At 54.6% G+C, this 24,695-nt stretch carries 25 protein-coding genes and 1 pseudogene; 16 read left to right on the top strand and 10 right to left on the bottom strand.

Annotated features, from left to right (window positions below; translation table 11 throughout):
• Positions 1–207, bottom strand: a pseudogene (locus ABNH10_RS01170) (transposase); the annotation flags it as partial.
• A gap of 856 nt (positions 208–1,063) precedes the next feature.
• Here ABNH10_RS01170 and ABNH10_RS01165 point away from each other — a divergent pair.
• A complete protein-coding gene (locus tag ABNH10_RS01165; RefSeq protein WP_349384376.1) occupies positions 1,064–1,816 on the top strand; it encodes a hypothetical protein in 753 nt (250 codons plus the stop codon).
• Positions 1,817–1,822: 6 nt separating this feature from the next.
• On the opposite strand, the gene polA is transcribed toward ABNH10_RS01165, so the two are convergent.
• Complete coding sequence (gene polA / locus ABNH10_RS01160) at positions 1,823–4,582, bottom strand: DNA polymerase I (RefSeq protein WP_349384375.1); 2,760 nt, start codon at positions 4,580–4,582, stop codon at positions 1,823–1,825.
• Positions 4,583–4,988: 406 nt separating this feature from the next.
• On the opposite strand from polA, the gene ABNH10_RS01155 reads away from it, so the two are divergent.
• The 6 genes from ABNH10_RS01155 (at position 4,989) to ABNH10_RS01130 (ending at position 10,775) form a co-directional block, all read left to right on the top strand.
• Positions 4,989–7,787, top strand: coding sequence for a monovalent cation/H+ antiporter subunit A (locus ABNH10_RS01155; RefSeq protein ID WP_011589929.1), 2,799 nt, complete (start codon positions 4,989–4,991; stop codon positions 7,785–7,787).
• Positions 7,787–8,125, top strand: coding sequence for a Na+/H+ antiporter subunit C (locus ABNH10_RS01150; protein WP_349384374.1), 339 nt, complete (start codon positions 7,787–7,789; stop codon positions 8,123–8,125). Before ABNH10_RS01155 ends, ABNH10_RS01150 begins: the two co-directional genes overlap by 1 nt.
• Positions 8,122–9,603: a monovalent cation/H+ antiporter subunit D gene (locus ABNH10_RS01145; protein WP_349384373.1), complete on the top strand. Its 1,482-nt coding sequence runs from the start codon at positions 8,122–8,124 to the stop codon at positions 9,601–9,603. Before ABNH10_RS01150 ends, ABNH10_RS01145 begins: the two co-directional genes overlap by 4 nt.
• Positions 9,600–10,094 (top strand): Na+/H+ antiporter subunit E, encoded by a 495-nt coding sequence (locus ABNH10_RS01140; RefSeq protein ID WP_349384372.1) that lies wholly within the window; start codon positions 9,600–9,602, stop codon positions 10,092–10,094. Before ABNH10_RS01145 ends, ABNH10_RS01140 begins: the two co-directional genes overlap by 4 nt.
• On the top strand, positions 10,088–10,357 hold the full coding sequence (locus tag ABNH10_RS01135) for a K+/H+ antiporter subunit F (RefSeq protein WP_011589925.1): 270 nt from the start codon (positions 10,088–10,090) through the stop codon (positions 10,355–10,357). The genes ABNH10_RS01140 and ABNH10_RS01135 overlap by 7 nt, the downstream gene beginning before the upstream one ends.
• A gap of 85 nt (positions 10,358–10,442) precedes the next feature.
• Entirely contained in the window at positions 10,443–10,775 is a 333-nt protein-coding gene (locus ABNH10_RS01130; protein ID WP_011589924.1) for a Na+/H+ antiporter subunit G, read from the top strand.
• Between the two features lie 849 nt (positions 10,776–11,624).
• Here ABNH10_RS01130 and yihA read toward each other — a convergent pair.
• Positions 11,625–12,251 (bottom strand): ribosome biogenesis GTP-binding protein YihA/YsxC, encoded by a 627-nt coding sequence (gene yihA, locus ABNH10_RS01125; protein WP_349384371.1) that lies wholly within the window; start codon positions 12,249–12,251, stop codon positions 11,625–11,627.
• Between the two features lie 332 nt (positions 12,252–12,583).
• Here yihA and ABNH10_RS01120 point away from each other — a divergent pair, with 332 nt between their 5' ends.
• The 5 genes from ABNH10_RS01120 to ABNH10_RS01100 all read left to right on the top strand — a co-directional run bounded on the left by ABNH10_RS01120 (position 12,584) and on the right by ABNH10_RS01100 (position 15,884).
• Positions 12,584–12,877 (top strand): c-type cytochrome, encoded by a 294-nt coding sequence (locus ABNH10_RS01120; protein WP_011589922.1) that lies wholly within the window; start codon positions 12,584–12,586, stop codon positions 12,875–12,877.
• A 23-nt stretch (positions 12,878–12,900) separates the two neighbouring features.
• The gene (locus ABNH10_RS01115) at positions 12,901–13,554 is read left to right on the top strand and encodes a c-type cytochrome (RefSeq protein WP_349384370.1); all 654 of its coding nucleotides are present in this window, start codon (positions 12,901–12,903) and stop codon (positions 13,552–13,554) included.
• Between the two features lie 166 nt (positions 13,555–13,720).
• Positions 13,721–14,356, top strand: coding sequence for a thiol:disulfide interchange protein DsbA/DsbL (locus tag ABNH10_RS01110; protein ID WP_349384369.1), 636 nt, complete (start codon positions 13,721–13,723; stop codon positions 14,354–14,356).
• Between the two features lie 3 nt (positions 14,357–14,359).
• The gene (locus tag ABNH10_RS01105) at positions 14,360–15,262 is read left to right on the top strand and encodes an endonuclease/exonuclease/phosphatase family protein (protein WP_349384368.1); all 903 of its coding nucleotides are present in this window, start codon (positions 14,360–14,362) and stop codon (positions 15,260–15,262) included.
• 85 nt (positions 15,263–15,347) lie between these two features.
• Entirely contained in the window at positions 15,348–15,884 is a 537-nt protein-coding gene (locus ABNH10_RS01100; protein ID WP_349384367.1) for an NUDIX hydrolase, read from the top strand.
• Here the strand turns inward: ABNH10_RS01100 and ABNH10_RS01095 are convergent.
• Positions 15,823–17,019, bottom strand: coding sequence for a helix-turn-helix transcriptional regulator (locus ABNH10_RS01095; RefSeq protein ID WP_349384366.1), 1,197 nt, complete (start codon positions 17,017–17,019; stop codon positions 15,823–15,825). The two genes, ABNH10_RS01100 and ABNH10_RS01095, sit on opposite strands and share 62 nt — an antisense overlap.
• Positions 17,020–17,117: 98 nt before the next feature.
• Between ABNH10_RS01095 and ABNH10_RS01090 the strand changes: the two genes are divergently transcribed.
• The 3 genes from ABNH10_RS01090 (at position 17,118) to ABNH10_RS01080 (ending at position 20,504) form a co-directional block, all read left to right on the top strand.
• Complete coding sequence (locus tag ABNH10_RS01090; RefSeq protein ID WP_349384365.1) at positions 17,118–17,879, top strand: alpha/beta fold hydrolase; 762 nt, start codon at positions 17,118–17,120, stop codon at positions 17,877–17,879.
• 167 nt (positions 17,880–18,046) lie between these two features.
• Positions 18,047–19,765 (top strand): hypothetical protein, encoded by a 1,719-nt coding sequence (locus tag ABNH10_RS01085; protein ID WP_349384364.1) that lies wholly within the window; start codon positions 18,047–18,049, stop codon positions 19,763–19,765.
• A 40-nt stretch (positions 19,766–19,805) separates the two neighbouring features.
• Positions 19,806–20,504, top strand: a complete 699-nt coding sequence (locus ABNH10_RS01080) for a hypothetical protein (RefSeq protein ID WP_349384363.1) — start codon at positions 19,806–19,808, stop codon at positions 20,502–20,504.
• Positions 20,505–20,704: 200 nt separating this feature from the next.
• Here ABNH10_RS01080 and ABNH10_RS01075 read toward each other — a convergent pair whose 3' ends face one another.
• The 4 genes from ABNH10_RS01075 to ABNH10_RS01060 all read right to left on the bottom strand — a co-directional run bounded on the left by ABNH10_RS01075 (position 20,705) and on the right by ABNH10_RS01060 (position 23,001).
• Positions 20,705–21,271 (bottom strand): GTP-binding protein, encoded by a 567-nt coding sequence (locus ABNH10_RS01075; protein WP_349384362.1) that lies wholly within the window; start codon positions 21,269–21,271, stop codon positions 20,705–20,707.
• A 6-nt stretch (positions 21,272–21,277) separates the two neighbouring features.
• Complete coding sequence (locus ABNH10_RS01070) at positions 21,278–22,123, bottom strand: hypothetical protein (protein ID WP_349384361.1); 846 nt, start codon at positions 22,121–22,123, stop codon at positions 21,278–21,280.
• A gap of 91 nt (positions 22,124–22,214) precedes the next feature.
• Positions 22,215–22,577 carry a roadblock/LC7 domain-containing protein gene (locus ABNH10_RS01065; protein ID WP_349384360.1) on the bottom strand — a complete coding sequence of 121 codons (363 nt, stop codon included), beginning with the start codon at positions 22,575–22,577 and terminating at the stop codon, positions 22,215–22,217.
• Positions 22,558–23,001: a roadblock/LC7 domain-containing protein gene (locus ABNH10_RS01060; RefSeq protein ID WP_349384359.1), complete on the bottom strand. Its 444-nt coding sequence runs from the start codon at positions 22,999–23,001 to the stop codon at positions 22,558–22,560. Before ABNH10_RS01060 ends, ABNH10_RS01065 begins: the two co-directional genes overlap by 20 nt.
• A gap of 230 nt (positions 23,002–23,231) precedes the next feature.
• Between ABNH10_RS01060 and ABNH10_RS01055 the strand changes: the two genes are divergently transcribed.
• Positions 23,232–23,810 carry a TVP38/TMEM64 family protein gene (locus ABNH10_RS01055; RefSeq protein WP_349384358.1) on the top strand — a complete coding sequence of 193 codons (579 nt, stop codon included), beginning with the start codon at positions 23,232–23,234 and terminating at the stop codon, positions 23,808–23,810.
• A 54-nt stretch (positions 23,811–23,864) separates the two neighbouring features.
• Here ABNH10_RS01055 and ABNH10_RS01050 read toward each other — a convergent pair whose 3' ends face one another.
• Together ABNH10_RS01050 and ridA are read right to left on the bottom strand one after the other, a co-directional pair.
• Positions 23,865–24,101 carry a DUF2789 domain-containing protein gene (locus ABNH10_RS01050; RefSeq protein ID WP_349384357.1) on the bottom strand — a complete coding sequence of 79 codons (237 nt, stop codon included), beginning with the start codon at positions 24,099–24,101 and terminating at the stop codon, positions 23,865–23,867.
• Between the two features lie 171 nt (positions 24,102–24,272).
• Positions 24,273–24,659: a deaminase RidA gene (gene ridA, locus ABNH10_RS01045; RefSeq protein WP_349384356.1), complete on the bottom strand. Its 387-nt coding sequence runs from the start codon at positions 24,657–24,659 to the stop codon at positions 24,273–24,275.
• Positions 24,660–24,695: the final 36 nt, after the last annotated feature.

Here is a 24,695-nt window from a genome sequence, read left to right as displayed (position 1 = left end):
CTTGAACCGGCCCTGAAACAGGTGACCCACGCGGCGGTGTCGGCGGTTGTGGTATTGGGTGTACACCCCGTTCAGCCAACGCATGCCCTTTGACAGTGTCGCGGAGCCTGTTTCGAGGAGCAGATGGTAGTGGTTGCCCATTAGGCACCAGGCATGGCATCGCCAGTGGAACAACCCACAGGCTTTAGCCAGGAGATCCAGAAACCGCTGCCGATCTGTATCGTCCTAGAAGATGTCGCCCCGGGCGTTCCCCCGAGCCGTGATGTGATAAAGCGCACCGGCGAACTCAATACGAAGCGGTCGAGCCATGTGTTCCGAACCTCCATGTCTCGGAATTCGTAGCGTATTCTGACATGGCTGCCGGCAAAGCGTTGTAAGCCGCTGGCGACTGAATTGGCAAGCGAATGCTTACTTTCTGGTAGTGTGTGTGAAATGTGAGGTCTGACCCCCTGTGCGCGAGTAGTTATGCCTCTTACTTTAGCCTTTACTCGTTATTTGCCCAACAAGTTGAGCCATTCGTCCCGGTTATGTTGAGTTATGTCACGCTGCAGTGCATACAGCTTGTTGTCTTCTGCGGTAAGTGGTAGAAGAGATGCATGGTTATCCACATGTTTTCAACAGGGGCTGTACTTTGGGCTGTGCCAGAGGTAGAATCTCGGCCCCAATCCGAGCTTGACTAAGTTTTCAGGGTTATGGCCAAGGCCATAGTCCTTTTTGTGCGGACTACCATTTCAAGAATGGTTACTAGTCCAGATGGATTAGGATAATAAGGGATGGGTGATGGAAATGAATTACAGAAATGTCGACTCTGCTACTTTTTGGTCTAAAGACTTGGAAGAGATCGAGTCTGCTTTCTTGAAAGTGAAAGTTACAGATCTGTCTGTGGGTCTTGATTCTCGCGTTCCAAGCCAAGGTAGTGTCATATTGGATAGAACGGTGAATGTTGATACCGAGGTTCAGAAACCTTCATTTCTGAAGCGAATCTTTATTCGCTGATAATAAGTTTGTTTTGAGAAAGGGGTCATTTAATGGCCCCTTTTTTGTTTTTCATGGAAGAGTTGTTGTGAGTGATGATACCGATAAGCTATTCGCTTTATTTTCCTCAAAAGAAGAATTGCTAGAGGCTGCGCAGCAAACAGCTGCCTCGGTTGATGAGAAGTTTGCCCGTTCGTTAAAGCTATACTTTATAGCGAGATATTTCGTGGCGGTTTATGAAAGTCGCTACAGCGAGATTCCAATACAAGTTTGGAATGAATATCGAAATGCCCTTGATCATTTCTTTCGTGATATGACGGATGGGGAGGCTGGAGGGCATCTTGTGAAGATGGAAGGACATCTTCAGAGGGCTGCGCTGGATGTGCTTAAGCTGATTAGTCATAAATCCAAGGATAATGTGGAAGCGGCGGTCAAGAGAATTGACAATGATGCATCCTCTCTTGTGGATAATGGTGATTTTCTGCCACAGATTAAAGCGGAATATCGATCTTCGGTAAGCTTGTTTGAGAAAGCGAAAACGATAGATATCAGGTTGGGTGAAGATGCAAAAACTAATGATGAAGTTCTGTCCCATTATCTAGATGCGGCATTTAGCTTTGACAGCATATCAGCGTTGATTTACTCCAAAGAAGGCGACATAGATAAAGCACTCAATAAATACCGGAGTATTCACCAGAAGGGTGAGGTAGGAGGGCTTTGGCACCATTTGAAGGCGCATGCAGTTTGGTATGTAATTTATGTGCCCTTGGTATTTTTGGGTGGGTGGGTGAAAAATAACTGGTCTATTTGGCTGGAAGCTGCGTCACAGTATTTTCAATAGAGGCGCTCAATGCGCCTCTTCCCAATTTCCCCCAATCCCCGCATCCACAATCAACGGCACTTTCAATTCCGCCGCTGACTCCATGCGCGCTTTCACTTCCTTGACCAGATCATCCACCTGATCTCCCGCCACTTCAAACACCAGTTCATCGTGTACCTGCATGATCATTTTGGCGTCGAAGTCGGTGGTGTCCAGCCAGTCGTGCACCTTGATCATGGCCTTCTTGATGATGTCGGCGGCGGTGCCCTGCATGGGGGCGTTGATGGCGGCGCGTTCGGCGGCCTGGCGGCGTTGGCCGTTTTTGCTGTGGATCTCCGGCAGGTAGAGGCGGCGACCGTAAACGGTTTCCACGTAGCCTTTGTCTATCGCTAACGCGCGGGTGTCGGCCATGTATTTTTTCACGCCGGGGTAACGCTCGAAATAGAGGTCGATGTATTCCTGGGCTTCTTTGCGCGGCAAGCCCAGTTGTTTGGCGAGGCCGAAGGCGCTCATGCCATAAATCAGGCCGAAGTTGATGGCCTTGGCGTTGCGGCGGTCGTTGTCGCTGACCTCGTCCAGGGTTTTGCCCCATACTTCGGCGGCGGTGGCGCGGTGAATATCCAGGCCCTGTTCGAAGGCATCCGTGAGGCCTTTGTCGCCACTCAGGTGCGCCATGATGCGTAGCTCGATTTGTGAGTAATCGCAGGCGACAATTTTCTTTCCTTTGGGGGCGAGGAAGGCTTGGCGAATCTTGCGGCCTTCTTCGCTGCGCACCGGAATGTTTTGCAGGTTCGGGTCACTGGAAGACAAGCGCCCGGTGGCGGTCACCGCCTGGTGGTAGGAGGTGTGCACGCGGCCGGTGCGTTGGTTGATCAGTTCCGGCAGTTTGTCGGTGTAGGTGTTTTTCAGCTTGGCCACGCCGCGGTAATCCATGATCACCTGGGGCAGTGGGTAGTCATGGGCCAGCTCTTGTAGCACCGCTTCGGCGGTGGACGGCGCGCCTTTGGGGGTCTTCTTGATGACCGGGATTTCCAGCTTTTCGTAGAGAATTTCGCCCAGCTGTTTGGGGCTGGCGAGATTGAATTCCTGCCCGGCGATGTCGAAGGCCTTTTCTTGCAGTTCCGCCATGCGTTTGGCGAGAAACTGGCTTTGGTGCTTGAGTAAGGTGGCGTCCACGTAGGTGCCGTTGCGTTCGATGCGGCTGAGCACGGTGACCAGCGGCAATTCGATGTCGTGGAACATCTCGGGCAGTCGGTCTTCGGCTTCCAGTTTCGGCCACAGGGTCTGGTGCAGGCGCAGGGTCACGTCGGCATCTTCAGCGGCGTAGGGGCTGGCTTCGTGCAGGCCGATTTGGTTGAAGGTGAGCTGCTTGGCGCCCTTGCCAGCGATGTCGGTAAAGCTGATGGTCTTGCGGCCCAGGTACTTGAGCGCCAGGGAATCCATGTCGTGGCGGGTGGCAACGGAATCGAGCACGTAGGATTCCAGCATGGTGTCGAAGGCGACGCCACGCAGGGTGATGCCGGCGTCTTCGGCGAGCACGCTCATGTCGTATTTCAGGTTCTGGCCGATTTTCTTGAGGCTGTCGTCTTCGAGCAACGGCTTGAACTTGTCGATCACCAACTGCTTGTCGATCTGGTCTGGGGCGCCGGGGTAGTTGTGCCCGAAGGGGATATAGGCGGCCTTGTCGCTGACGGCCACGGCGAAGCCCACCAGTTGGGCGTTCATATAGTTGAGGCTGGTGGTTTCGGTATCGAAGGCAAACTCGCCAGCGGCTTTCAGTTTATCCAGCCATTTATCCAGCATGGCTTCGCTGTAGACGATGTCGTAGGCGTCGCGGCTGAAACCGGCGGCGGGGGCGGCTTCGTTGTTACCGGCCTCTTCGGCAGCGGCCACTACGCTGGCGTCGGCACCGGAGAGTATTTCGCTCAACCAACCTTTGAATTCCAGTTCCTTGAAATAGCGGGCCAGGGATTCGTTGTCCGGTTCGCCGAGTTTCAGGTCGTTGAGGTCTTCGCTGAGTTCGCAGTTCAGTTTGATGGTGGCCAGCTGGTAGGAGAGGAAGGCCATCTCTTTGTGTTCTTCCAGCTTTTTGGCCATGGTCTTGGCGCCACGGAAGCTGAGCTCGGCGACCTTGTCCAGATTGGCGTAGATATCTTCCAGGGAGCCGAGCCCCTGTATTAGGCCCAGGGCGGTTTTCTCGCCCACGCCGGGGACGCCGGGGATGTTGTCCACCTTGTCGCCCATCAGGGCGAGGAAGTCGATGATCAGCTCCGGGCCCACGCCGAATTTCTGCTTCACGCCCTCGATGTCGTAGAGGGCGTTGTTCATGGTGTTGATCAGGGTCACGTGCTCGGTGACAAGCTGGGCCATGTCTTTGTCGCCGGTGGAGATCAGCACCGGCTTGCCCTGGGCGCCGAAGATGCGCGCAAAGGTGCCGATCACATCGTCGGCTTCCACGCCGTCTTCGATGATCAGCGGCAGGCCCATGGCGCGGATCAGGTCGTGCAGGGGCTGCACCTGTGCGCGCAGATCATCGGGCATGGGCGGGCGGTTGGATTTGTACTCTTCAAACAGTTCGTCGCGAAAGGTTTTGCCCTTGGCATCGAAGATCACCGCCATGTATTGCGGGTCGTAGTCCTTGATCAGTTTGCGCAGCATGGAGGCGACACCGCGTACTGCCCCGGTGGGCTGGCCGCTGGAGGTGGTGAGCGGCGGCAGGGCGTGAAAGGCACGGTACAGGTAGGAGGAACCATCGACCAGGATGATGGGTTTTTCGGCTGCGGACATGGGGCTCGACTTCTGCTGACTGAATGATGGAGAGAGTGTAGCGGAAATGGGGCCAAGGGGCAGGGGCGAGCGACAAGCAACTAGCTACAAGCGGCAACACGGGCTGGGCATTCGTTATTGGTAGACGCCGGGCACGGGCTTACCTGTTCAGCAAAGCTTTCCACGTGTTGTCGTTTGAGGCTTGTCGCTTGCCGCTGAACTTGTGCATACTGCGACCTCAATTCTTTCGATACGGATGCTATGACCCCTTTCCTGGTTCAGCCTTGCCGCATCATCCTGTCCCAGTGTCCGCGCCGGGGGCGTCGCCCGTATTTTCCTGATCCGCCGCTGTCATTGTCTTTCTAGTTCACCCTATTCAAGCTAACGGGCGGGTTGCCGCTCTTGTGATAATGACAACGGATTGACTATGAATCTTGCCTTTGTGGTGATGTTGCCCTTTCTGGGCGCGTTCCTGCCGCCATTGGTGGAGCGCGTAACGGGGAATCGCACCTTGCTGGCCTGCGGGGCGGCGGCGCTGCCGGCGCTGGCGCTGGCGCTACTGTTTAACCCGGCCCGCAGGGTCTTTGCCGGGGAGACGTTACACAGCACCTTGAGCTGGATCCCTTCACTGGACCTGTCGCTGGCTTTCCGGCTGGATGGCTTGGCATTGCTGTTTGCCATTCTGGTGCTGGGGATTGGTTTGCTGGTGATCCTCTACGCCCGCTATTACTTGTCCGCCAAGGAAAAAGCCGGTCGCTTCTACGCCTATTTGCTGCTGTTTATGGGCGCCATGCTGGGGGTGGTGACCAGCGATAACCTGCTGTTACTGGTGGTGTTCTGGGAGCTAACCAGCTTGAGCTCATTCTTGCTGATTGGTTTCTGGGGTCATCAAACCGGGGCGCGCAAGGGCGCGCGCATGGCCATGACCGTGACGGGCATGGGCGGCCTGGCGTTGTTGGCCGGTGTGTTGTTGATCGGCGATGTGGTGGGCTCGTTCTCGTTAACGGAGGTGCTGGCCAGCGGGGATTTGATTCGTGGCAGCGAGCTATACCCGCTGATCCTGTGCCTGGTGTTGCTGGGGGCCTTTACCAAAAGTGCTCAGTTCCCGTTCCATTTTTGGTTGCCCCACGCCATGGCGGCACCGACCCCGGTGAGCGCCTACCTGCATTCCGCCACCATGGTGAAAGCCGGTGTGTTCTTGCTGGCGCGCTTGTATCCGGCCTTGGCAGGCACGGACCTGTGGTTCGATATTGTCACCCTTGCGGGTATGGCGACCTTGCTCTGGGGCGCGCTGGTGGCCCTGTTCCAGCATGACCTAAAGGGCTTGCTGGCGTACTCCACCATTAGCCACTTGGGCCTGATTACTCTGCTGTTCGGTTTGAACAGCCAGTTGGCGGCGGTGGCTGCCGTGTTCCACATCATCAACCACGCTACCTTCAAGGCGAGCCTGTTTATGGCGGCGGGGATTATTGATCATGAAACCGGTACCCGCGACATGCGCCGCATTAATGGCCTGTGGAAGTACATGCCCTATACGGCGGTGCTGGCCATGGTGGCGTCGGCGGCCATGGCCGGGGTGCCGCTATTGAACGGCTTTTTGTCCAAGGAAATGTTCTTTACCGAAACCTTGCAGTCTGAACAGCTGGGGACGCTGAGTTGGTTGCTGCCCTTGGGGGCAACGCTGGGCGGGATATTCTCGGTGGCCTATTCTGCGCGCTTTATTCATGACGTGTTCTTTAACGGTGAGCCCATCAACCTGCCCAAGTATCCGCCTCATGAGCCGCCGCGTTATATGAAGGTGCCGGTGGAGATATTGGTGGCGCTGTGTGTGGCGGTGGGGGTGTTCCCGGCGATCACCGTGGCCGGGCTGCTGGCGGTGGCTGCTTCTGCCACTCTGGGCGGTGAGTTGCCTGAGTATCACTTGGCCATCTGGCATGGCTTTAACGTGCCCTTGGTGATGAGCTTTATTGCCCTGTTCGGCGGCATCTTTGTCTATTCCCAACGTCGCCGTTTGTTTGACCTATGGACTCGCTTGCCGGAGGTGGACGCCAAATTGGTGTTCGAGGGGCGAATGCAGCAGCTGGGGCGAATGGCCAGCGCCATTACCGGCTGGCTGCAGAACGGCTCATTGCAGAGCTATGTGGCCTGGGGTGTGGCGTTGGTGGCGGTAATTTTGCTTACCCAGATGTGGCACCTGCCGGCGCTGAGTTTGGCGGCCCCCATGTTGCCTATGGACGGGGTGGCGATTCTTTGTACCACCATGCTGGTGGCCAGCGCCTTGCTGACCACAATCATGCATCGGCACCGAGTGACGTCGATTATGTCTTTGAGCGTGGTGGGGCTAATGGTGTCGCTGTTGTTCGTGCGCTTCTCGGCACCGGATTTGGCGTTGACCCAGCTGTCGGTGGAAGTGGTGACCATGTTGCTGCTGATGCTGGCCATGTATTTCCTGCCGGTGCGCACTAAGGTGGAGTCCTCGTCTGTGCGGGTGTTCCGTGATGTGCTGTTGGCACTTATCACCGGCGGCGGCGTTGCGGTGTTGGCGTTTTTGGTGATGACCGGAGAGACCGCCACCATCAGCCAGTTTTTCATGGATAACAGCAAATCCGGTGGTGGTGGCACCAATGTGGTGAACGTCATCCTTGTGGACTTCCGAGGTTTCGATACTTTCGGTGAAATCACCGTGCTGGGGATTGCCGCTATGGGCATTTATGCCCTGCTCAAAGACCTGAACCTGGCCTCTGCTAAGTACGATTCGCAGGGCCGGCCTTGGGCGAAAGATGCCCACCCGTTGGTGCTGGTGACCATTTCCCGGCCCTTGCTGCCGCTGGCTCTGTTAATTGCGGTCTACATATTCTTGCGCGGGCATAACCTGCCCGGTGGCGGCTTTGTGGCTGGCTTGATCACTTCGGTGGCCTTGGTGTTGCAATATGTGGCCTCCGGGGTGGGGTGGGTACACAGCCGCATGCCAGGGGATTATCACCCGGTGGTGGCGCTGGGCGTATTGTTGGCCGGTATGACCGGTGTGGGTAGTTGGGCCTTTGGCTACCCCTTCCTGACCAGTTCCTTTACTTATGTATCGCTGCCGGTGATCGGCAAATTCGAGCTGGCCACCGCCATGTTGTTCGACACCGGGGTATTCCTGACGGTGGTGGGCGCAACACTGTTGATGCTGGCCAACCTGGGCAAGCTTTCGCTGCTGGATGACAAGAGGGAGAACGCCTGATGGAACTGCTGGTGGCAATCATTATTGGTGTACTGGTGGCCTCCGGGGTGTACCTGTGCCTACGTGCACGGACTTTCCCGGTGGTTATGGGCCTAACGCTGCTGAGTTACGGCGTGAATGTGTTTCTTTTCTCCATGGGTGGATTAAAGATGAACCAGGTGGCGGTGGTCGGGATGAGCCCGGACCCCACTGATCCGCTCCCTCAGGCGCTGGTGCTCACCGCCATCGTCATCGGCTTCGCCATGACGGCATTTTTGGTAGTGCTGGCCTTGCGTGCCCAAGGGGAGCTGCACAGTGATCATGTGGATGGCAAGCCGGATGAAGGGGGCCGTTCATGAGCCACTGGATTATTGCCCCGATACTGATACCGGCGCTGGCGGGTATGTTGCTGTTGCTGGAGGTGCGTGAGCGCCACCGGTTGCGGCGGATCACCGGCCTGCTGTCCTGCTCGGCGCTGCTGGCCGCGGCTATTTTTCTGGGCAATCAGGCCTGGGGCGGAGACATCACCGTTTACGCGCTGGGTAATTGGCAGGCACCGTTCGGTATTGTGCTGGTGCTGGATAAGCTCAGTGCCTTGATGGTACTGCTGACGGCAGTATTGGCGTTCCCTGCGCTGCTGTACGCCAGTTGTGGTGATGATCGCAAAGGCGCGAATTTCCATGCCTTGTTTCAATTTCAGCTGATGGGTATCAACGGCGCCTTCCTCACCGGAGACTTGTTCAATCTGTTCGTATTTTTCGAAGTGCTGCTGATTGCCTCTTATGGCTTGGCTCTGCACGGCCGAGGCCCGGAGCGAGTAAAGGCAGGCTTGCATTATGTGGTGCTTAATTTGGTGGGCTCGGCGCTGTTCTTAATCGCGTTGGGGTTGATTTACGGAACCACCGGCACGCTTAACATGGCGGACTTTGCGGTGAAGGCCCAGGCGCTTACCGGCACCCATGCCGTCTTGTTAAAGGTAGCGGTGTTGATGCTGTGGGTGGTGTTTGGGCTCAAGGCGGCATTGTTTCCATTGTATTTCTGGCTGCCAGCGGCCTATGCCGGTGCCACCGCCGGGGTGGCCGCATTGTTTGCAATTATGACCAAGGTGGGCTTTTACGCCATGCTGCGGGTTTATGCGCTGGCGTTTGCCGATGGCCCCTTTGCTGGACTGGGGCAGGCGTCACTTTGGTGGTTGTCGTTGGTGACATTGGCATTGGCTTGCATTGGCGTGCTGGGCGCTAAACGGCTGGGCACACTGGTGTCGTACCTGGTAGTGATGTCTGTGGGTACATTAGTGGCGGCCTTGGCCTTCGGTGAGCTACAGGCGGTGGGCTCGGCGCTGTACTACCTGCTGCATTCCACCCTGATTTGCGGTGGCTTGTTTCTGCTTACGGACTTGATTGCCCGTGGTCGAGGCGACGTGGCGGATTACCTGCAGATTGGCCCGGCGATTCTTAATGGCGGTCGGCTGTCACTGTTGTTTTTTGTGGCGGCGATTGCGGTGGTGGGTTTGCCGCCTCTCTCTGGTTTTGTCGGTAAAGTGGCGTTGCTGCGCAGCGTACCGGATCCGACTTATTGGCTGCTGCTGCTGCTGGCGGGGCTGTGTGGTTTGATTGCCCTTAGCCGGGCAGGTTCTACCTTGTTCTGGCGCACCACCGGGGAGGGCAGCGGCCTGCGCCCGGCCCGCAGGCATCTGCTAGCCGCAGTGGGGCTGCTGATGTTGAGCCCGTTGATGGCCGTGTATGCGGAGCCTCTGTTGCAGCTAACCGCTGCGGTAGCGGAGCAGCTGCGTAACCCGGATTTATATTTGTCGGCAGTATTGGGAGGTGAGGCATGAAGTTACTGTATCGCGTGCTGCCTTACCCCAGCCTGAGCCTGATTCTGTGGTTCGCCTGGATGCTGCTTAGCGGTTTCACTGCCGGGCATGCGGTATTGGGGGCGCTTTTGGCGGTGCTATTACCGCTGGGGACCCGGCCGTTCTGGCCGAACGTGCCGCGCATTCGCAACCTGCCAAAGCTGTTGGGCTTTGTGGTGGTGGTGTTGTACGACATTGTGTTGGCCAATGTATCTGTAGCAATTAAGGTGCTGGGGCCGCTGCGCTCCATTCGCCCGGGCTTTGTGGAGCTGCCGCTGGAATTGGAAGACGACTTTGCCATTGCTCTGCTGGCCAGCACCATTTCGCTGACTCCCGGAACGGTATCCGCGGATGTGAGTCTGGACAGGAAAACATTGTTGGTGCATGCGCTGGATGTGGATGACGTGGCGGCACTGGTGGCGGAGATCAAGCAGCGCTATGAGCAGCCGCTGAAGGAGATTTTCGAATGTTAGAGACGGCGATTTCCATTGCCCTGGCGCTGATTACCTTGGCTTGGGTGCTGAACTTGTACCGCTTGATAATCGGGCCTTCCCTGCCAGATCGAGTGTTGGCGTTGGATACCATGTACATCAACAGCATTGCGTTGATCGTGGTGTATGGCATTCAGGTGGACAGCAAGCTGTATTTTGAAGCGGCTATGCTGATCGCGCTGATCGGCTTTGTTAGTACCATTGCGGTGGCGAAATACGTCACCCGCGGGGATATTATTGAATAAGCGCCAGGTGCCAAATGCCTGACGCTGAACGCAGTGTGTTTGCGTCGGGTATGGAGCATGCGGCGTCAAGCAAGCGGAGCGATTTATGGATTTTCTCATTGAGTGGCTGGTGTCGGCCAGTGTAATTGTTGGTGGGGTGTTTGCGTTGGTGGGGTCCATTGGGCTGGCCCGCTTGCCGGACTTTTATACCCGTTTGCATGGCCCCACCAAGGCCACCACGCTGGGTGTGGGGGGTACTATTGTGGCGTCGTTACTGTTTTTTTCTTGGCAGGAGCGCGGGCTGCAGCTGCATGAGGTGTTGATTACCCTGTTCCTGTTTATCACCGCCCCGGTATCCGCGCACATGCTGGCCAAGGCGGCCATGCATCGGCAGTTAAAACGGATGAAAGGAACCCGCGGCGAGCCCTGGAAGCAATAAAAGCAGCAGGCTTCGAGCTACAAACGCGAGGGTAGAAAGGGACGGCAACGTCGTGCTCTGCGTTTAGCGCCAGGCGGTATTGCTGGAAGCGTGAAGGGGCGAGTGTCGGTATATTGCTGTCATGATAGCGTGGCAGCGTGTCGCTTACCCTGAAGGTAAAATCTGTAAAAGATAAGACCGCCTGGAACTTTTCGGAAAAAGCGGCGGTCCTATTTAGTGCTACGGATTGGCATCCCCCGATCCCCCAGTACCCTCGCTGATCCGTAGTTTTTTGGAGTCCCTGATTTCTCCCCCGAAATCAGGGCGGCAAGCCTCCCTGGCAGCACAGTCGTTCCCTTCCCCCAAGATTGCTGCCAGGGATTTTTTTGCCTGACATTTCTGCCGGCTGCAGGTTATTGAGCCTGCTTGCAAAAGAACTAGCAACCAGCGTGCCAGTTTTAACTTTCTGCCATTTTCCTCTTATTAAACAGTAAGATACCAGATCAAGGTAAAGGGTGGGTAACGCTCTTGCTAGACACGGCGCAAGAGTCGAAGTGCCGCAGTGCGCCAGTTTTGTGACGCGGATCGACAGTTGAGAAGAAAAATACTGTCGAGGGCTGGAACTTTTTCTAAAAAAGCGCACTCTCACTACATAGCAACGGATTGGAACCCCCGATCCCCCAGTACCCTCACCGATCCGTTGCTGTATAACTCTGGTCTTTTCCCCCAAAAGGGCCAGAGTGGCAAGCCTCCCCGGCAGCGTAATCGTTCCCTTCCCCCTAGATTGCTGCCGGGGATTTTTTTGTCTGAAGAAAACACTGGGTGGGTTATGCGGGGGTGAGCTTGGCCCTTATTTCCGTCCTGCGCTCATTAGGGTGTCAGGCGCTCTATTCCCAGCCATTCTCCCAGCTTGTCCCAGGCTTCGTCACATCCGGTGCCATTGGTGGCCGAAAACAGCTGTAGCGACAGCGGGGCAGGGTGTTCCTTTAGCTGCTTTTGCACTTGTAGCAGGGTGGACTTGGCGGCGCCGAACTTCAGTTTGTCGGCCTTGGTCATAAGAATGTGGATGGGCATGTTGGCCTGGGCGGACCATTCTAGCATCATCAAATCGAAGTCCTTGAGCGGATGGCGGATGTCCATCATCAGCACGAGCCCGACTAACGTCTGACGTTCGGAAAGGTAATGGTCGAGATGCTCCTGCCACTCGTTACGTTTGCTCTTAGAGACCTTCGCATAGCCGTAACCGGGTAGATCCACTAGTCGACGCTCTTCGTCGAGCTGGAAGAAGTTCAATAGCTGGGTCCGCCCTGGGGTCTTGGAGGTGCGGGCCAGGCTTCGTTGGCCGGTGAGCCGGTTGATGGCGCTGGATTTTCCGGCATTGGAGCGTCCGGCGAAGGCTACTTCCAGTCCTTCATCCGGCGGGCATTGGTCCAGGCGCTGGGCGCTTTGCAGGAATAGTGCCTGGTGGAGTCGTTTTTCCATGGGGTGCATGGGCATAACAAGGAGCCTTTGGATGTCGTCAGGGGGCTATTCTTGCTGTCTGGCCTGCGGCTGGCAATGCATACCCGCTGGCGAGAGAAAATGAATGGGCAATTTATTCATTAAAGTTGATGTTTTAGCCACTTTGGGCGGTGGCGAGGGCGTGACTTTGGTGCGTCTATACCCCTACCCTTCACATGGGATATGACGGCGCCCACCAGACTGGTATATAATCCCGCCCGCTTGTCACTTAACCGCGTATTTATTGGTGGTTGGGGCGGCCGACGTTCTACAACGTGGTGTTTGTCGGTAACGGCAAACGGACTTCGCCAGCATAGCAGAGGTAGTGTATGAAGGGTTTTGTAGCAGGTCTTGCAATGGTTCTGGTTACGGGGGCTGCCAATGCAGCGACTGTAGAGGAACGTTACAACAGCAGCTGTACATTCTGTCATGCTTCCGGTGCTGCTGGGGCTCCCATATCCCATGATGAAGCCGCCTGGAAACCACGCATGGAAAAAGGCATGGATACCCTGGTGAAGCACGTCGAGGAAGGGTTTAATGCCATGCCCCCCAAAGGCATGTGTAACGATTGTAGTGACGAAGAATACCGTGCTCTGATTGAGTACATGTCCAAAAGCAAATAAGACGCTGTACTGAAGGATAGGCCATGAAGTTTTTTAAACTGTTCGTGCTGATGGCTGCTGCTGTCGCCGCCACCCAGGCTATGGCGGCCGGTGATGCTGAGGCAGGCAAAGCAAAAGCCGCCCCCTGCGCCGCGTGCCACGGCCAGGATGGTAACGAGACTCTTACCGGGACTTACCCGAAACTGGCTGGCCAGGGGGAAGAATACCTGGTGAAACAGCTGCAGGAGTTCAAGTCTGGTGCCCGTGACAATGCGGTCATGAAGGCGCAGGTCGCAGGCCTGAGCCAACAGGACATGCAGGATGTGGCGGCCTATTACGCCACCTTGGTTCCGGAAGCGGGCCAGGCGAGCGCAGATTGGGTTGAGCAGGGCGAGAAGCTCTACCGCGGTGGCGATATGGCTAACGGCATTCCGGCTTGCTCTGGTTGCCACGGGCCGGCTGGGCAAGGCATTGATGCGGCCAAATACCCGCATCTGGCTGGGCAGAATGCCCAATACGTGGAAGATCAACTGAAAGCCTTCCGTGCAGCAGGCCGTAACGACTTGGGTGATGGCATTATCAAACGCACCAATGACTCGGACAACGATACGCTGGGTATGATGCAGACGGTGGCAGCGAAAATGACAGATACCCAAATCAAGGCCGTAGCAAGCTTCATCTCCGGGCTGTCCAAATAAGGTTGTTTGGCTACGGTTTGTAGAAAAGGCAGCCTGCGGGCTGCCTTTTTTATGGTCAACATGAAAAGATAGGATTCTGAGTGGGTGCGGATTGTGCTTGCCAGGGAGAAAAATGCCGTCCTTGTTGTCATAGTGGGCGCAAACCAACAAAAAAGGAGAGCATGAGATGCTTCGCATGGTAACGGCTTTGCTGCTGAGTCTGGGGCTGGCGACCGGAGTTGCGGCCGCTGAAGAACACGCCCGTTTTGCGGTAGATACCCATTATAAAGTTTTGGATGTGCCCGGATCTGTTGATAATCCAGGCAAGGTAGAAGTACGGGAATTCTTTTCTTACGGCTGCCCACACTGCTATTCACTGGAGCCGGCAGTTGATGCCTGGCTGGAAGAGAAGCCAGACTACATCGACTATGTGCGTACTCCAGTGTTATTCCTGCGTAACGCCGAACCGCTGGCACGTGCCTACTACGTAGAAGACGCCCTTGGGCTGGTTGATGAAATGCATGTGCCGTTGTTTGATGCGATTCATAAACATCGTGAGCCTTTATTCAGCGAGCCGGCGCTGGCCAACTTTTTCCGCAAGTATGATGTTGAGCCTGCTGAGTTCAGCAAGCTATATGGTTCGTTTGGTGTTTCCACCAAGATTCGTCAGGCCGATGCGTTGAGCAAGAAATACCAGATTCCGGGAGTGCCGAATTTCGTGGTGAACGGCAAGTATTTGGTGTTGCGCGAGAACGTGAAGAACAACGAGGAGCTGTTCAAGGTGATTGAATACTTGGCGAACAAGGAAAACACAGGCAGCTGATGTATGTTGCTTGATCGCGCCAGACTGGCCTACCGTGACTGGAAAGCCCGACCTGCGGGTTTTTCCTTTGCCAGGGAAGGGGCACGAAAGACTCGCCAGACACGGGAAGTGTTGTTGCCTCAGGATACCGTGAAGCTAATGAGCTTCAATATCCAGGCAGGCATCGGCAGCCAGAAATTTGGTGATTATATTACCGGTAGCTGGAAGCATCTGGTGGCGCATCCACGCAGTGTGGAAACCATCGAGCAGATCGCTGAGGTGCTAAGCCACTTTGATGTGGTGGGCCTACAGGAAGTCGATGGTGGCAGCCTGCGGTCGCGCAACATGAATCAACTAGTGCACTTGGCTTCCATGGCCGACTTTCCTTTTTGGCACCAGCAGTTGAACCGTAATCTTGGCCGTCTTGGACAGTTTAGTAATGGTTTTCTCAGTCGTCACCAGCCGTTCGAAATAACCGACCACCGTTTACCCGGGTTGCCTGGTCGTGGTGCTATCGTTATCAAATATGGCCACCCGATCCAGCCTTTGGTGGTGGTGGTGGCCCACTTGGCATTGGGTGAGAAGGTGCGCAATACCCAGTTGTCCTATCTGGCCCGGTTGTTGGGAAGTTACAAGTATGTGGTGGTGATGGGCGATTTCAATTGCCGTTTGGACCACCTGGATAACTCTCCGCTTTCCGAGCTGGGGTTGCAGACGGTGCAGGCGGATAACCTGAATACCTATCCCAGCTGGGCGCCGGATCGTCATATCGATCACATCCTGTTATCGCCAGAACTGGAAAGTCGCCACACCCGGGTACTCTCCGACTGTTTGTTGTCGGATCATTTGCCTTTGGCCACCGAAATTGTCATCCCTGACGAAGTCGTCGCGGCTACGCGGGAGCACCGATTGCCCTTAATTGAGTGACCGGGGTCGGTGGCGCGAGCGTTGATCCGCTCCAGCTTGCGAAAACTGCCATGATACCGTCATCTTGTCGGTGCAGGTTGTTCCAATGAAGGCATACCGTTTCCTGATTACCCTATCTTTTCTCTTGCCGTCACTGCAGGCGCTGTCGGATTGCCCCCGCGTGCCTGGGCAGGAGGATGACCGGCGCGCCAATGCTGGCTGTCTGATTATCCGTGATCAGCAGGTGTTGCTAATTAGCCATCGCTGGGGCGGCAAGCTCGGTGTGCCTGGGGGAACCCTTGAGCCCGGAGAATTGGCCCAGTGCACGGCATACCGGGAGACCCTTGAAGAGACTGGCCTACAGGTTGTGGTAGGGGAGCGTATGCAGGTGATGAAGAATGGTTTTCATCTCTATCGTTGTATCCCCGCCGATTCTTTGCCAGAGGGGAAATCCTTGCCGTTACCGGTTCAGGCTCGCCTGGAGGTCAGTGATATTGGCTGGTATTCCCTCCATGAGTTGCGGCAGAAGGATTGGCGTTTTGCCTATCAGTTTGAGCTGTTTCTGGAAGTGGCAGGTAAGGCTATGCAGGGCAGCTCAGATTCAACGGCGGACGGCGCCAGCGCCAAGCCGCAGGGGAAGTGAGCACTAGCTTGGCCAGCTCAGTCTGGCGCATGGTGCCGGTTTTCTGGAAAGTGTTTTTCAGCTGTGTGCGGACAGTGTGGACAGACAGAAAATGATTATCGGCAATTTGCTGGGGCGACAATCCTTGGGCAATGCCGGCGGCCACCCGAGCTTCGGCTTCAGAGAGCTCGAACAGTTGCATCAGGCTATCCAAATCGACCTCAATATCGCCCAGAGGGTCCTGAAAGTAGACGATCGCCAGGGGCGTTGGGTGGGTGTTGAAACCGTTGGGAGCTGCCCCGGGATGCATGGGGGAAACCAGGCAGCGGGTAGACAAATGGTTGTTCAGTGCGACAGCAATGACACCGCCGCTGCCCCGAAAAGCGGGATTGGGATGAGTGACCTGAGCCAGTTGGCGCAGTAATGCCGAGTGTTGTCTTGAGTCTTGGAACGTCAGTTTACGGTTCCCTAGTGCCATGCGCGGATGCGCTGCAATGAGCAGCTCTGCCTCCTGACTGATATGCACCAACGTGCCCTTGGCATCCAGCAGTGCGAAGGGCTGAGCCTGGATATCCAGCGCCTGCTGAAGTGCTTCGCTTTGGTGCTTCAGGGCGCTGAACTGGGTCTGTAGTCGTACGGCACGGCGCACATGCATCACCAGATCGTTGATTTGGTCGGTTTCTTCTCGGTTGTAGTGGCCTTGATTCTTGGTGCGCTGAATCAGCAGCTGGACAGTATGGTCTTCATCCTGCCAAACGGTGCCGCACACACCATGGTGGATGTCCTGGATGCGGGCCCAGTCGTTATAGAACTCAGTGCGGTAGAAGGCGTTTTGCCGACAGGAGAAATCCAGAAAGGTGGAATACAGCTGGCCGGGGGGCTTATCGTTTAATTCCGGGCGCCAGGGGCAAGCGTTCACATAGTGGTCCACATAAGCCTGATGGTCGCTCTCATCGATATTGTGCTTGATGCTGGACAGTACGGTCTGCGCCCGACGGTCGAGCACTAGCATGCGAGCGGAGCGCGATTGGGTGGCGCTCACGGCTTGGGCTAGAAAACGTGGCCAGGCGTCAGGGGCCTGTGGTGCCTCGTATAAGGTATCGAGCAGGTGCCCGCGTTCGGGGCCCAATAATCCATCCAGGGCAGAGTGAGTCATTGGTTGTTGTTCCCTTCGTGAGTCTCTAATTTACCCGATCTGGGTACAGAATTGAATGTAAACAACCCATGCCACAATTTGGTGAATAGGAGAGAAAAGTGGAATCAACCTTGGCGATCAATAGTGAGCAGGTCTTACCGATAACAGAAGCAGGAAAGGGATCGCAGCCCGTGGTGCTAGTCCATGGCTGGACCTGCAACCGCAAGCACTGGCAGTGCCTGCTGGATTGCCCTCCGCAAGGAACGCGACTGATTGCTGTGGACCTGCCAGGGCATGGTGAGGCGCGAGAGGTGACATTATCCGAGTGGTCTGTAGCGGCCCAAGCCCAAGCGCTGGTGGCGGCGCTGGCTGATATCGATAACCCTGTGCTGGTGGGGCACTCCATGGGGGGCGCTGTGGTGCTGGAGGCGGCCCGGATAAAGCCGGTTAAAGCTGTGGTATTGGTGGACACCTTTGTTATCCCCTACGGGGATCTGAATGAAGAAACCGCCCGCCAGATTGAGACCCCCTTTCAGGACAATTTTGTTTCCGGGATTGCCAATTTGGTGGCCAACAATGCCGGCCCGGATTTGAGTGAGCAGGAAAAACAAACACTGGAGCGCGAGATGGCTGGAGCCCGTCAGGATGCCATGTTGCCCCTGTGGTCCGACTTGTTGCGATGGTCTCCGAATGCGGCTTTCGCTGAAATAGACTGTCCCATTCATGCCATTAACGGTGACTTGGTGGGTGAGGCTGCCCGCGCTCGCTGCGCCCCCTATGTAACAGAGTGGTTGCAGGCGAGCACCTGGCATTTTCCGCAGATGGAACAACCGGCGATTTTTGCGGACCGTCTTGCCCGCGTGTTGAAGTCGTGTGGCTAAGCGCGCAATAGGCGGTCTGGATTTGTATCTTAAAGTGCTTTTGTTGGGTAGTGCTGGGGGCTCTGTAAGCGTTTTTTGTTTTATACCTTAAATGGGTGATGTGCGCTCTTGTTGCTCAGGTTTAGTTTGGTGCTATACCAAAACTGGGGTGATCGGAGACATCACACATGAAGGGAACATTCAGAGTTGCCAGTTTGGCAGTGGCGGTAGCCATTGCCGGGTGCGGCGGAGACGGAAGTAGCGGGAGTGACAGCCCTTCTACAGGTGCCGATAAATCAGGTAGTGCGGTCAAAGGCAGTGCGGTCAAGGGCCCGTTGGCGAACGCTGCGGTGACGCTCTATCAACTGGATTTCAATGCTGCTGGCGGGCTTGGCGAGCAACTGGACACCGGCAGTACTGACAGGGAAGCCGCATTTTCAGGGGTCAGCATCCCTGATGGAACAAGCGGAGAGGTGCTCGTAGAAGTGCAGGCGGATGCCGATACGTTGGATCTCACTACGGGCCAGGCGCCGGTCATCACGCGATTGCTTTCTGTCACCTCGGCAGAGGCCGTTGCTGCCGGTGAGACCAATTACCCAACGCCACTAAGTACCTTGGTGGTGAACATGGCGCTGAGTAATGCGGACAGCAACACCAATGGCTTTATTGGTGATACCGATGGAACCGTTACCGCCGCAGAGTGGACTGCCGCCTTGAAACTGGCCAAGCACAAGGTGCGTAGCCAGTTCGGTTTCGGGCTTCTGGATAATAGCATTGATTTGCTCTCTTCCCCGCCGCTGATCACTAGTGATCAGGACGATCAGGCGCAGGTGGTCAAGCTGAGAATGGCGGTGGAAGCGGTCGCCGCGCTGATGGCGGACATGGCCAAAACAGCAAAGTTGGCGGACCCCGGTAGCACCGAAACGGCGGACTCCATGTTCAACGCATTGTCTGAAGACCTGAATGATGGTCAGGTTGATGGCAAGAGTGGCGAGGCTGCCATTGCCTCTTTCGCCAACATTGCGGACGTTGTCGCGGAAGTAACTCAGAACCCTTCCTCCTTAACTATTCCCGGTTCTACCAAAACGGTATCTCAAGTTGCGTCAGTGGTGGCTGGTGAAACGCAAGATACAGGGGTCGACACCGATACCTCCACAGCAGAGAACACCTTCCCAGTTGTTGAACCGGCGGTAGTGGAAAGTGACATCGACCTAGATGGCACGCCGGATACTAGCGATGCCGATATCGATGGTGATGGCCTGTTGAACGAACAGGACACCGCGCCCTACGACCCGGACCGCGATGAAGATGGTGTTGAGGATGGCACCGATGCCTTCCCTGACGACTCTTCTGAAACAACCGATACCGATGAAGACGGCGTAGGGGATAACTCGGATAAGTTCCCTGAAGACCCAGCCGAAACTATCGACAGTGACGAAGATGGTGTTGGGGATAATGGCGATGTCTTCCCTGAAGATCCGTCTGAAACGAGTGACGCGGATAATGACGGTGTCGGCGATAACAGTGACGCCTTCCCCAGTGATGCTTCCGAAACGATGGACAGTGATTCTGATGGGGTTGGTGACAACGCAGACGCTTTCCCGAATGACCCCAACGAAGCTCTGGACAGCGACGGCGATGGCGTGGGGGACAATGCGGATGCCTTCCCCGGTAACGCCAATGAAAGTGCTGACCGCGATAACGATGGTGTAGGCGATAACGAAGATGCCTTCCCTGACGATGCTACCGAAAGCGAGGATGCGGACGGCGATGGATACGGCGCCAATACCGCAGACCCGGATGATGCTGATCCCTGTAATCCGGATACCAATGCGCCTTCCTGCACAACTGAAACGCCAGGTGCAGTCTGGAATGAATTTGACTGGGATGAAGCCAACTGGCAGTGAGGCCATTGGTTAAAGGAAATAACCTTAGAGGGTAAAAGAGATGAAAAAAGTAATCCTGACAGGCCTCGCCGCAACTGTGATGAGTGCCAGCGCAATAGCGAGTGACGTGACAGGTTATACCGCACCTGAATCCGGGCAAGCGGCTACTGCTGCCGGTGTGGATGCCAACTTCCAGGCGCTGATTACTGCTATCAACGATAACAATGATCGTATCGTTGCTTTGGAAGATGCGGCGGGAACACCGTCTTCCTTGCGGGAAAAAATCAGCGGTGCGACGTACACCATTTCCTATCTGGGCGCCGTGATAGGAACCTATGCGGATGCTTTGAGCCCCTATAAAGGCGCTTACCTGGAAGGCTTCGGCGGGCGTAGTGTGCTTACGTTCGAGACGAATGGAACCCTGACCGAACAGTACCAGGAAAGCGGTCGCGAAATTGATTTTGAAAATAAAGAGTGTACCGAAAGTGAGCCCGGTAATTTCAATTGTGAACACAGGGTAGAAGACTTTACCGATGGGCCGGAGACGTTTACCGGCGGTAGCTGGGAACTGGATGGCAACATCCTGTCTGTCACCTTCCCGGAGGAAGATGGCGTCGAAGAGTTTATTGTCGCGCTGGATGGTGAAATTCTGGTGTTATCCAGTGCGGGCTTTGAGATTGAATCAGACCAGTTTGGCACCAACGATGATTATGACCACTCGCTGGCTATAGGCGTAAGGACAAGCGAACCTGCAGAGTAAGCTGATATGAGAAACACGAAAGGGCGCCTATGGGCACTGTTGCCCCTCTGTTGGTAATTAAATAAACCCAATCTCATCTGAGGTTGGGTTTATTTGTGTCTGTCAGGCTTTGGATGAGATAGACCGCGAATCAGCCTGAAAACCGAGCACGCAAGGTATTTTTCAGAGGCGCTTTAGCCGGCTAAGCAGCAAGCCGTTGTTTAAATATAGCCCAGAGTCTTCTCTATACCGGCTTCAAATTCAGTTTCACTAAGCACCAAAATCATTCGGATTAACTGTTGTATATCTTCTTTCTCGCGGGCATCTATGGAAAGAACCGGGCTGGTAACGGAAACCGTACTGACCAGTTGCCTAAGGCTGTTCAGAGAGAAGGAGGGGGGTGCAAGTTCGGTTTTGGTAACCCCAATGACGATAGGGGTCCCTGGAGATAAAGCCGCCAAAGATTTCAGCCAACTTTGCAGATCATCGTTGAGAGAAGGCTGAGCTGCATCGAGCAATAGGATGGCGCCAATGGCCCCTTCCATAAGGATCCCTCGCATGAACGCAAGGCGATCCTGTCCGGGCATGCCATACACATGTACGGTAGTGCCTTCCATATTGATGAAGCTGTAATCCATTGCCACTGTCGTGGTGGTTTTTTCTCCTTCAGGGCTTGTGGAAATAGGCGTTTCGGTGGAAATAGGCGCTGAATTGGAGATCGCGCGTATTGCCGTAGTTTTTCCTGCGCCGAATGGTCCTGCAAAAAGCAGCTTATTGTAGTTGATCATTGTTTCTTAAATCCCGAGCCACTTTTTTAAAGTAGAAAAAAAGTTACTTGATGAAGGGGGTAAAGTTTTTTCTCTTCGTTGAAGTTGCTGTCCTTGTTGTTGCTCAATGGTCAGTAAGCCGCAAAAATAGGTGGCATATAAAAAAGCACAAACAATGTTTTTAGGTGCTGCCAGCGATAAATCACTATAGTGTTTAGTCGTTCCAAGCAGCATTGTTGCTAATGTGATCGGTGCTTTTGGATAAGTCCTCGATTTAATGTCTGGCCAGCCTTTGAGATGCAGCGGTCCTGTTTTTTTCCATTCAATAGTGGTCATTCTAGCGAGTGTCGAAAAGAAGAAGTATTCGATACTGACACTGCACTCCATGCTTTTTAGGTCTGACGGTTTAATGCGATGAGATGTTATCGGCAGCTCTTTACTGATGGCTTCTGAAACAAACAGCATGTCGCTATGAGAGGCGGAGCGGCAAACCCCAGAGCTATAATCAATGAAAACCTGCGCATTCCCATGGCTGAGCACCGGGCTGGAAAACGGGTCGATGGTATCAATGAACGCTTTCTTTTGGTTAATGTGTGGTTCGACCGCTATTCCTATTCCAAGCAGTTGCTCAATGGCATTGAGAAATTCAATGGCGGGAAGGTCTGAGTAAAGTGTTACGGCGCCTGGCGCGCTGGCTCTATTTTCTAGCGACCGCGTGATGTGAATAACAGGAATATTATGTCGGTTGGCAATATTCGACACATTTTCCCCATATGGATCACTCTGATCGGTCATCACTACGTCGGTCTTTATCCCCGACCAGGGAGCAATAGATGCAGTTACTCCTCTCCCGCCAAAAAGAGTGGAGGCCATGGATAACTTCTTTATTATTGAATCTCCGCATCCCGCATGAGATATTCTTATTTTTCTCATGGTTTTTCCCTGATCGAACTGGCCGGCTTGTTTAGCTGAAATCGATTGTCTTTTCGAAAGCTCTTAGTGTGTGCCTTGCCAGAGCGAGGTTGGACTTGGGTTTGTCCAATACTAAGTAAAGGAAAACATTATTATTGGTTTCGAGCGGGCGAATGATGTGATAGTGCTTAAAAAGCGTGATAAGGATGTCTTCAACGCTATCGTTAAGCTTAAGGCTCTTTGAGACTTTTATTTTTGATTTGAGTACTTCGCTGTTGCCTGCTGCGGCGACTTCCAGGTCGATGGCGTCGCCACCGCCATGACTGGCCATGAGCATTCCCGACTCCATATCCACTAGGGCTGAAGCGATGTATCCATCAATTTCCTGTAGTTCATCAACTTGAATTTTGCGCACGTTGTTCTCCGGTCTGGTTTAATTGGATAATCCCTTTTAATTGTTCTCCAGTATCCTTGGAAAGTCTTAGTAAGGTTGCGAGGTTGGTCTTTGTGCTGGAGGTCAAACAGAGGAAAAAGGGATGCTTGTCGGCAAAAAAAACGACGATCACCGCTTGGCCTTTTTCCGAGGTTAAAGAGATTTCCTTGTTTTCAGACCGCAAAAGCTCGGCACAAAATGAGTTGGATAGTGAAAATAAGGCGCTAGTCAGCGCTGCATGACGAGCGTTGGTTTCTGGGTCATTTGCTGCGGAGGCCACGATCATGCCGTCCGGGGTGCACACGATAGCAACGGAAGGGCCAAAAATATCATCAATGCGTTGTCTTAACAGGCTTTCGGCAATAGAGATGCTGCTGCTGCTGATAAGAGTTTCGTTATTTTGCACTGACACTATTTCCTTAGCTATCATAAAGAGCCGGCACGTTATCATTACAATTGAACAAAAATCAAGCGACCAGTCATGGTTTCAGGTAATTAATTTCCATTTTTATAACGGGCTTATTTTCGTTCAGCGACATGCTTCCTTTAGCCATGTCGACGTCGAGGTCGGTGTGTCGTAATTACCCCGCTGCTAATGGGCAAACGGGTCTCTTCCAGCTTTCAGGAGTTGCTACTGTGTCTCTCTCGTTTTCGCTTATTCGCTATCGTCGCGTGGTCATGATGGTGATGGTATTGGCGTTGGTGCTGATTACGGTGGAGTGGTCCGGTCTGCGAGAGCAGCTATCAGTAGCAACTTTGCGTGCGCAGTTGGAAGCCAATCCGGTGACCGGGTTTCTCGCCTTTGTGGTGATCTTCGTTATCGGTAACTTGATTCAATTGCCGGGCTGGATTTTTCTGGCGGCGGCGATTCTGGCGCTGGGAACGGTGATGGGCGGGTTGGCGACCTATGTGGCCGCGTGCATTTCTTGTCTGGTGACCTATGTGTTGGTGCGCGGGCTTGGAGGTAGTGCGCTGCGTGACATCCAACGTCCTTTTGTCAGGAAAATTCTGGCGCGCTTGGACAGCCACCCGGTACGCAGTGTCGCCTTGTTGCGCATGTTGTTTCAAACTATGCCGGCGCTTAATTACACCTTGGCACTCAGCGGCGTGAAGTTACGCCACTACATGCTCGGCACCTTGGTTGGTATGCCACTGCCGCTGCTGCTCTACTGCGTATTCTTCGACCGGATACTGTTGCTGCTGCCGTTAGGGTAACGACAGCAGCATTACGCCGTCATTTACGGTTTGAGGCTTGCCGCTCGCTTATTATCAGTGTCTTAACAGAGCGCTGAGAGTATCCACAGTCTCTGCCCATTCTGCGTCTTCGCGAATCGCCTCAGCGAGGAAGGTTGCCTGTGCTCCATTCCAGAACGGAGCCTGATGCAGCTGCATGCTATCGGGAAGAGTGCCGCCATGCTGGTGGATGAACTCTTTGATGTCGTGATCGCTGCTGGCCAATCCGAGTTGGTCAAACAAGGTGTTCAGATCATGGGTCGCGGTATCCATATCGCACATCCCTATTGTCGCTTGATTAACGAAACGGGCATGCTGCCCGTTAGCCGTTTTTCCTATCGTGCGCTTTTTATAGCGCACTGTCTCCCCCTCTTCCCTCTGCACGGCTGTGTTAAAAAAACGCCCGCAGGAGCGGGCGTTTTTGTTGCATGAAGCGTGTTGTGTTCACGCAATATCCATGATGCCGTCCATTTCCACGCGGGCGCCTTTGGGTAGCGCCGCCACACCAATGGCCGCGCGGGCTGGGTAGGGCTGGTTGAAATGCTTGGCCATCACTTCGTTCACCAAAGCAAAGTGACTCAGGTCGGTGAGGAAGATATTCAGCTTCACGATATCCTGCAGGCTACCGCCCGCCGCTTCACAAACAGCGGACAGATTACTGAACACCTGTTCAATCTGCGCTTCCATGTCCCCTTCGTTCAACTCCATGGTTTCCGGCACCAGCGGGATTTGGCCGGACAGGTAAACGGTGGAACCAGCCTTGATAGCCTGGGAATAGGTACCAATGGCCTGCGGAGCCTTGTTGGTGCTGATTACGGAATGGTTGGACATGGTGTGTTCTTCATCGGTTATGCCTTAGGCACATGG

The organism is Alcanivorax sp. (genome assembly GCF_040119285.1).
GTDB lineage: Bacteria > Pseudomonadota > Gammaproteobacteria > Pseudomonadales > Alcanivoracaceae > Alcanivorax.
This window is presented reverse-complemented; position numbering and strand designations above follow the sequence as displayed.

Bases quoted from the DNA above. Each gene is read 5' to 3' on its own strand.
- polA (WP_349384375.1), bottom strand. From the start codon at position 4,582: ATGTCCGCAGCCGAAAAACCCATCATCCTGGTCGATGGTTCCTCCTAC.
- ABNH10_RS01155 (WP_011589929.1), top strand. From the start codon at position 4,989: ATGAATCTTGCCTTTGTGGTGATGTTGCCCTTTCTGGGCGCGTTCCTG.
- ABNH10_RS01150 (WP_349384374.1), top strand. From the start codon at position 7,787: ATGGAACTGCTGGTGGCAATCATTATTGGTGTACTGGTGGCCTCCGGG.
- ABNH10_RS01145 (WP_349384373.1), top strand. From the start codon at position 8,122: ATGAGCCACTGGATTATTGCCCCGATACTGATACCGGCGCTGGCGGGT.
- ABNH10_RS01140 (WP_349384372.1), top strand. From the start codon at position 9,600: ATGAAGTTACTGTATCGCGTGCTGCCTTACCCCAGCCTGAGCCTGATT.
- ABNH10_RS01135 (WP_011589925.1), top strand. From the start codon at position 10,088: ATGTTAGAGACGGCGATTTCCATTGCCCTGGCGCTGATTACCTTGGCT.
- ABNH10_RS01130 (WP_011589924.1), top strand. From the start codon at position 10,443: ATGGATTTTCTCATTGAGTGGCTGGTGTCGGCCAGTGTAATTGTTGGT.
- yihA (WP_349384371.1), bottom strand. From the start codon at position 12,251: ATGCCCATGCACCCCATGGAAAAACGACTCCACCAGGCACTATTCCTG.
- ABNH10_RS01120 (WP_011589922.1), top strand. From the start codon at position 12,584: ATGAAGGGTTTTGTAGCAGGTCTTGCAATGGTTCTGGTTACGGGGGCT.
- ABNH10_RS01115 (WP_349384370.1), top strand. From the start codon at position 12,901: ATGAAGTTTTTTAAACTGTTCGTGCTGATGGCTGCTGCTGTCGCCGCC.
- ABNH10_RS01110 (WP_349384369.1), top strand. From the start codon at position 13,721: ATGCTTCGCATGGTAACGGCTTTGCTGCTGAGTCTGGGGCTGGCGACC.
- ABNH10_RS01105 (WP_349384368.1), top strand. From the start codon at position 14,360: ATGTTGCTTGATCGCGCCAGACTGGCCTACCGTGACTGGAAAGCCCGA.
- ABNH10_RS01100 (WP_349384367.1), top strand. From the start codon at position 15,348: ATGAAGGCATACCGTTTCCTGATTACCCTATCTTTTCTCTTGCCGTCA.
- ABNH10_RS01095 (WP_349384366.1), bottom strand. From the start codon at position 17,019: ATGACTCACTCTGCCCTGGATGGATTATTGGGCCCCGAACGCGGGCAC.
- ABNH10_RS01085 (WP_349384364.1), top strand. From the start codon at position 18,047: ATGAAGGGAACATTCAGAGTTGCCAGTTTGGCAGTGGCGGTAGCCATT.
- ABNH10_RS01080 (WP_349384363.1), top strand. From the start codon at position 19,806: ATGAAAAAAGTAATCCTGACAGGCCTCGCCGCAACTGTGATGAGTGCC.
- ABNH10_RS01075 (WP_349384362.1), bottom strand. From the start codon at position 21,271: ATGATCAACTACAATAAGCTGCTTTTTGCAGGACCATTCGGCGCAGGA.
- ABNH10_RS01070 (WP_349384361.1), bottom strand. From the start codon at position 22,123: ATGGCCTCCACTCTTTTTGGCGGGAGAGGAGTAACTGCATCTATTGCT.
- ABNH10_RS01050 (WP_349384357.1), bottom strand. From the start codon at position 24,101: ATGGATACCGCGACCCATGATCTGAACACCTTGTTTGACCAACTCGGA.
- ridA (WP_349384356.1), bottom strand. From the start codon at position 24,659: ATGTCCAACCATTCCGTAATCAGCACCAACAAGGCTCCGCAGGCCATT.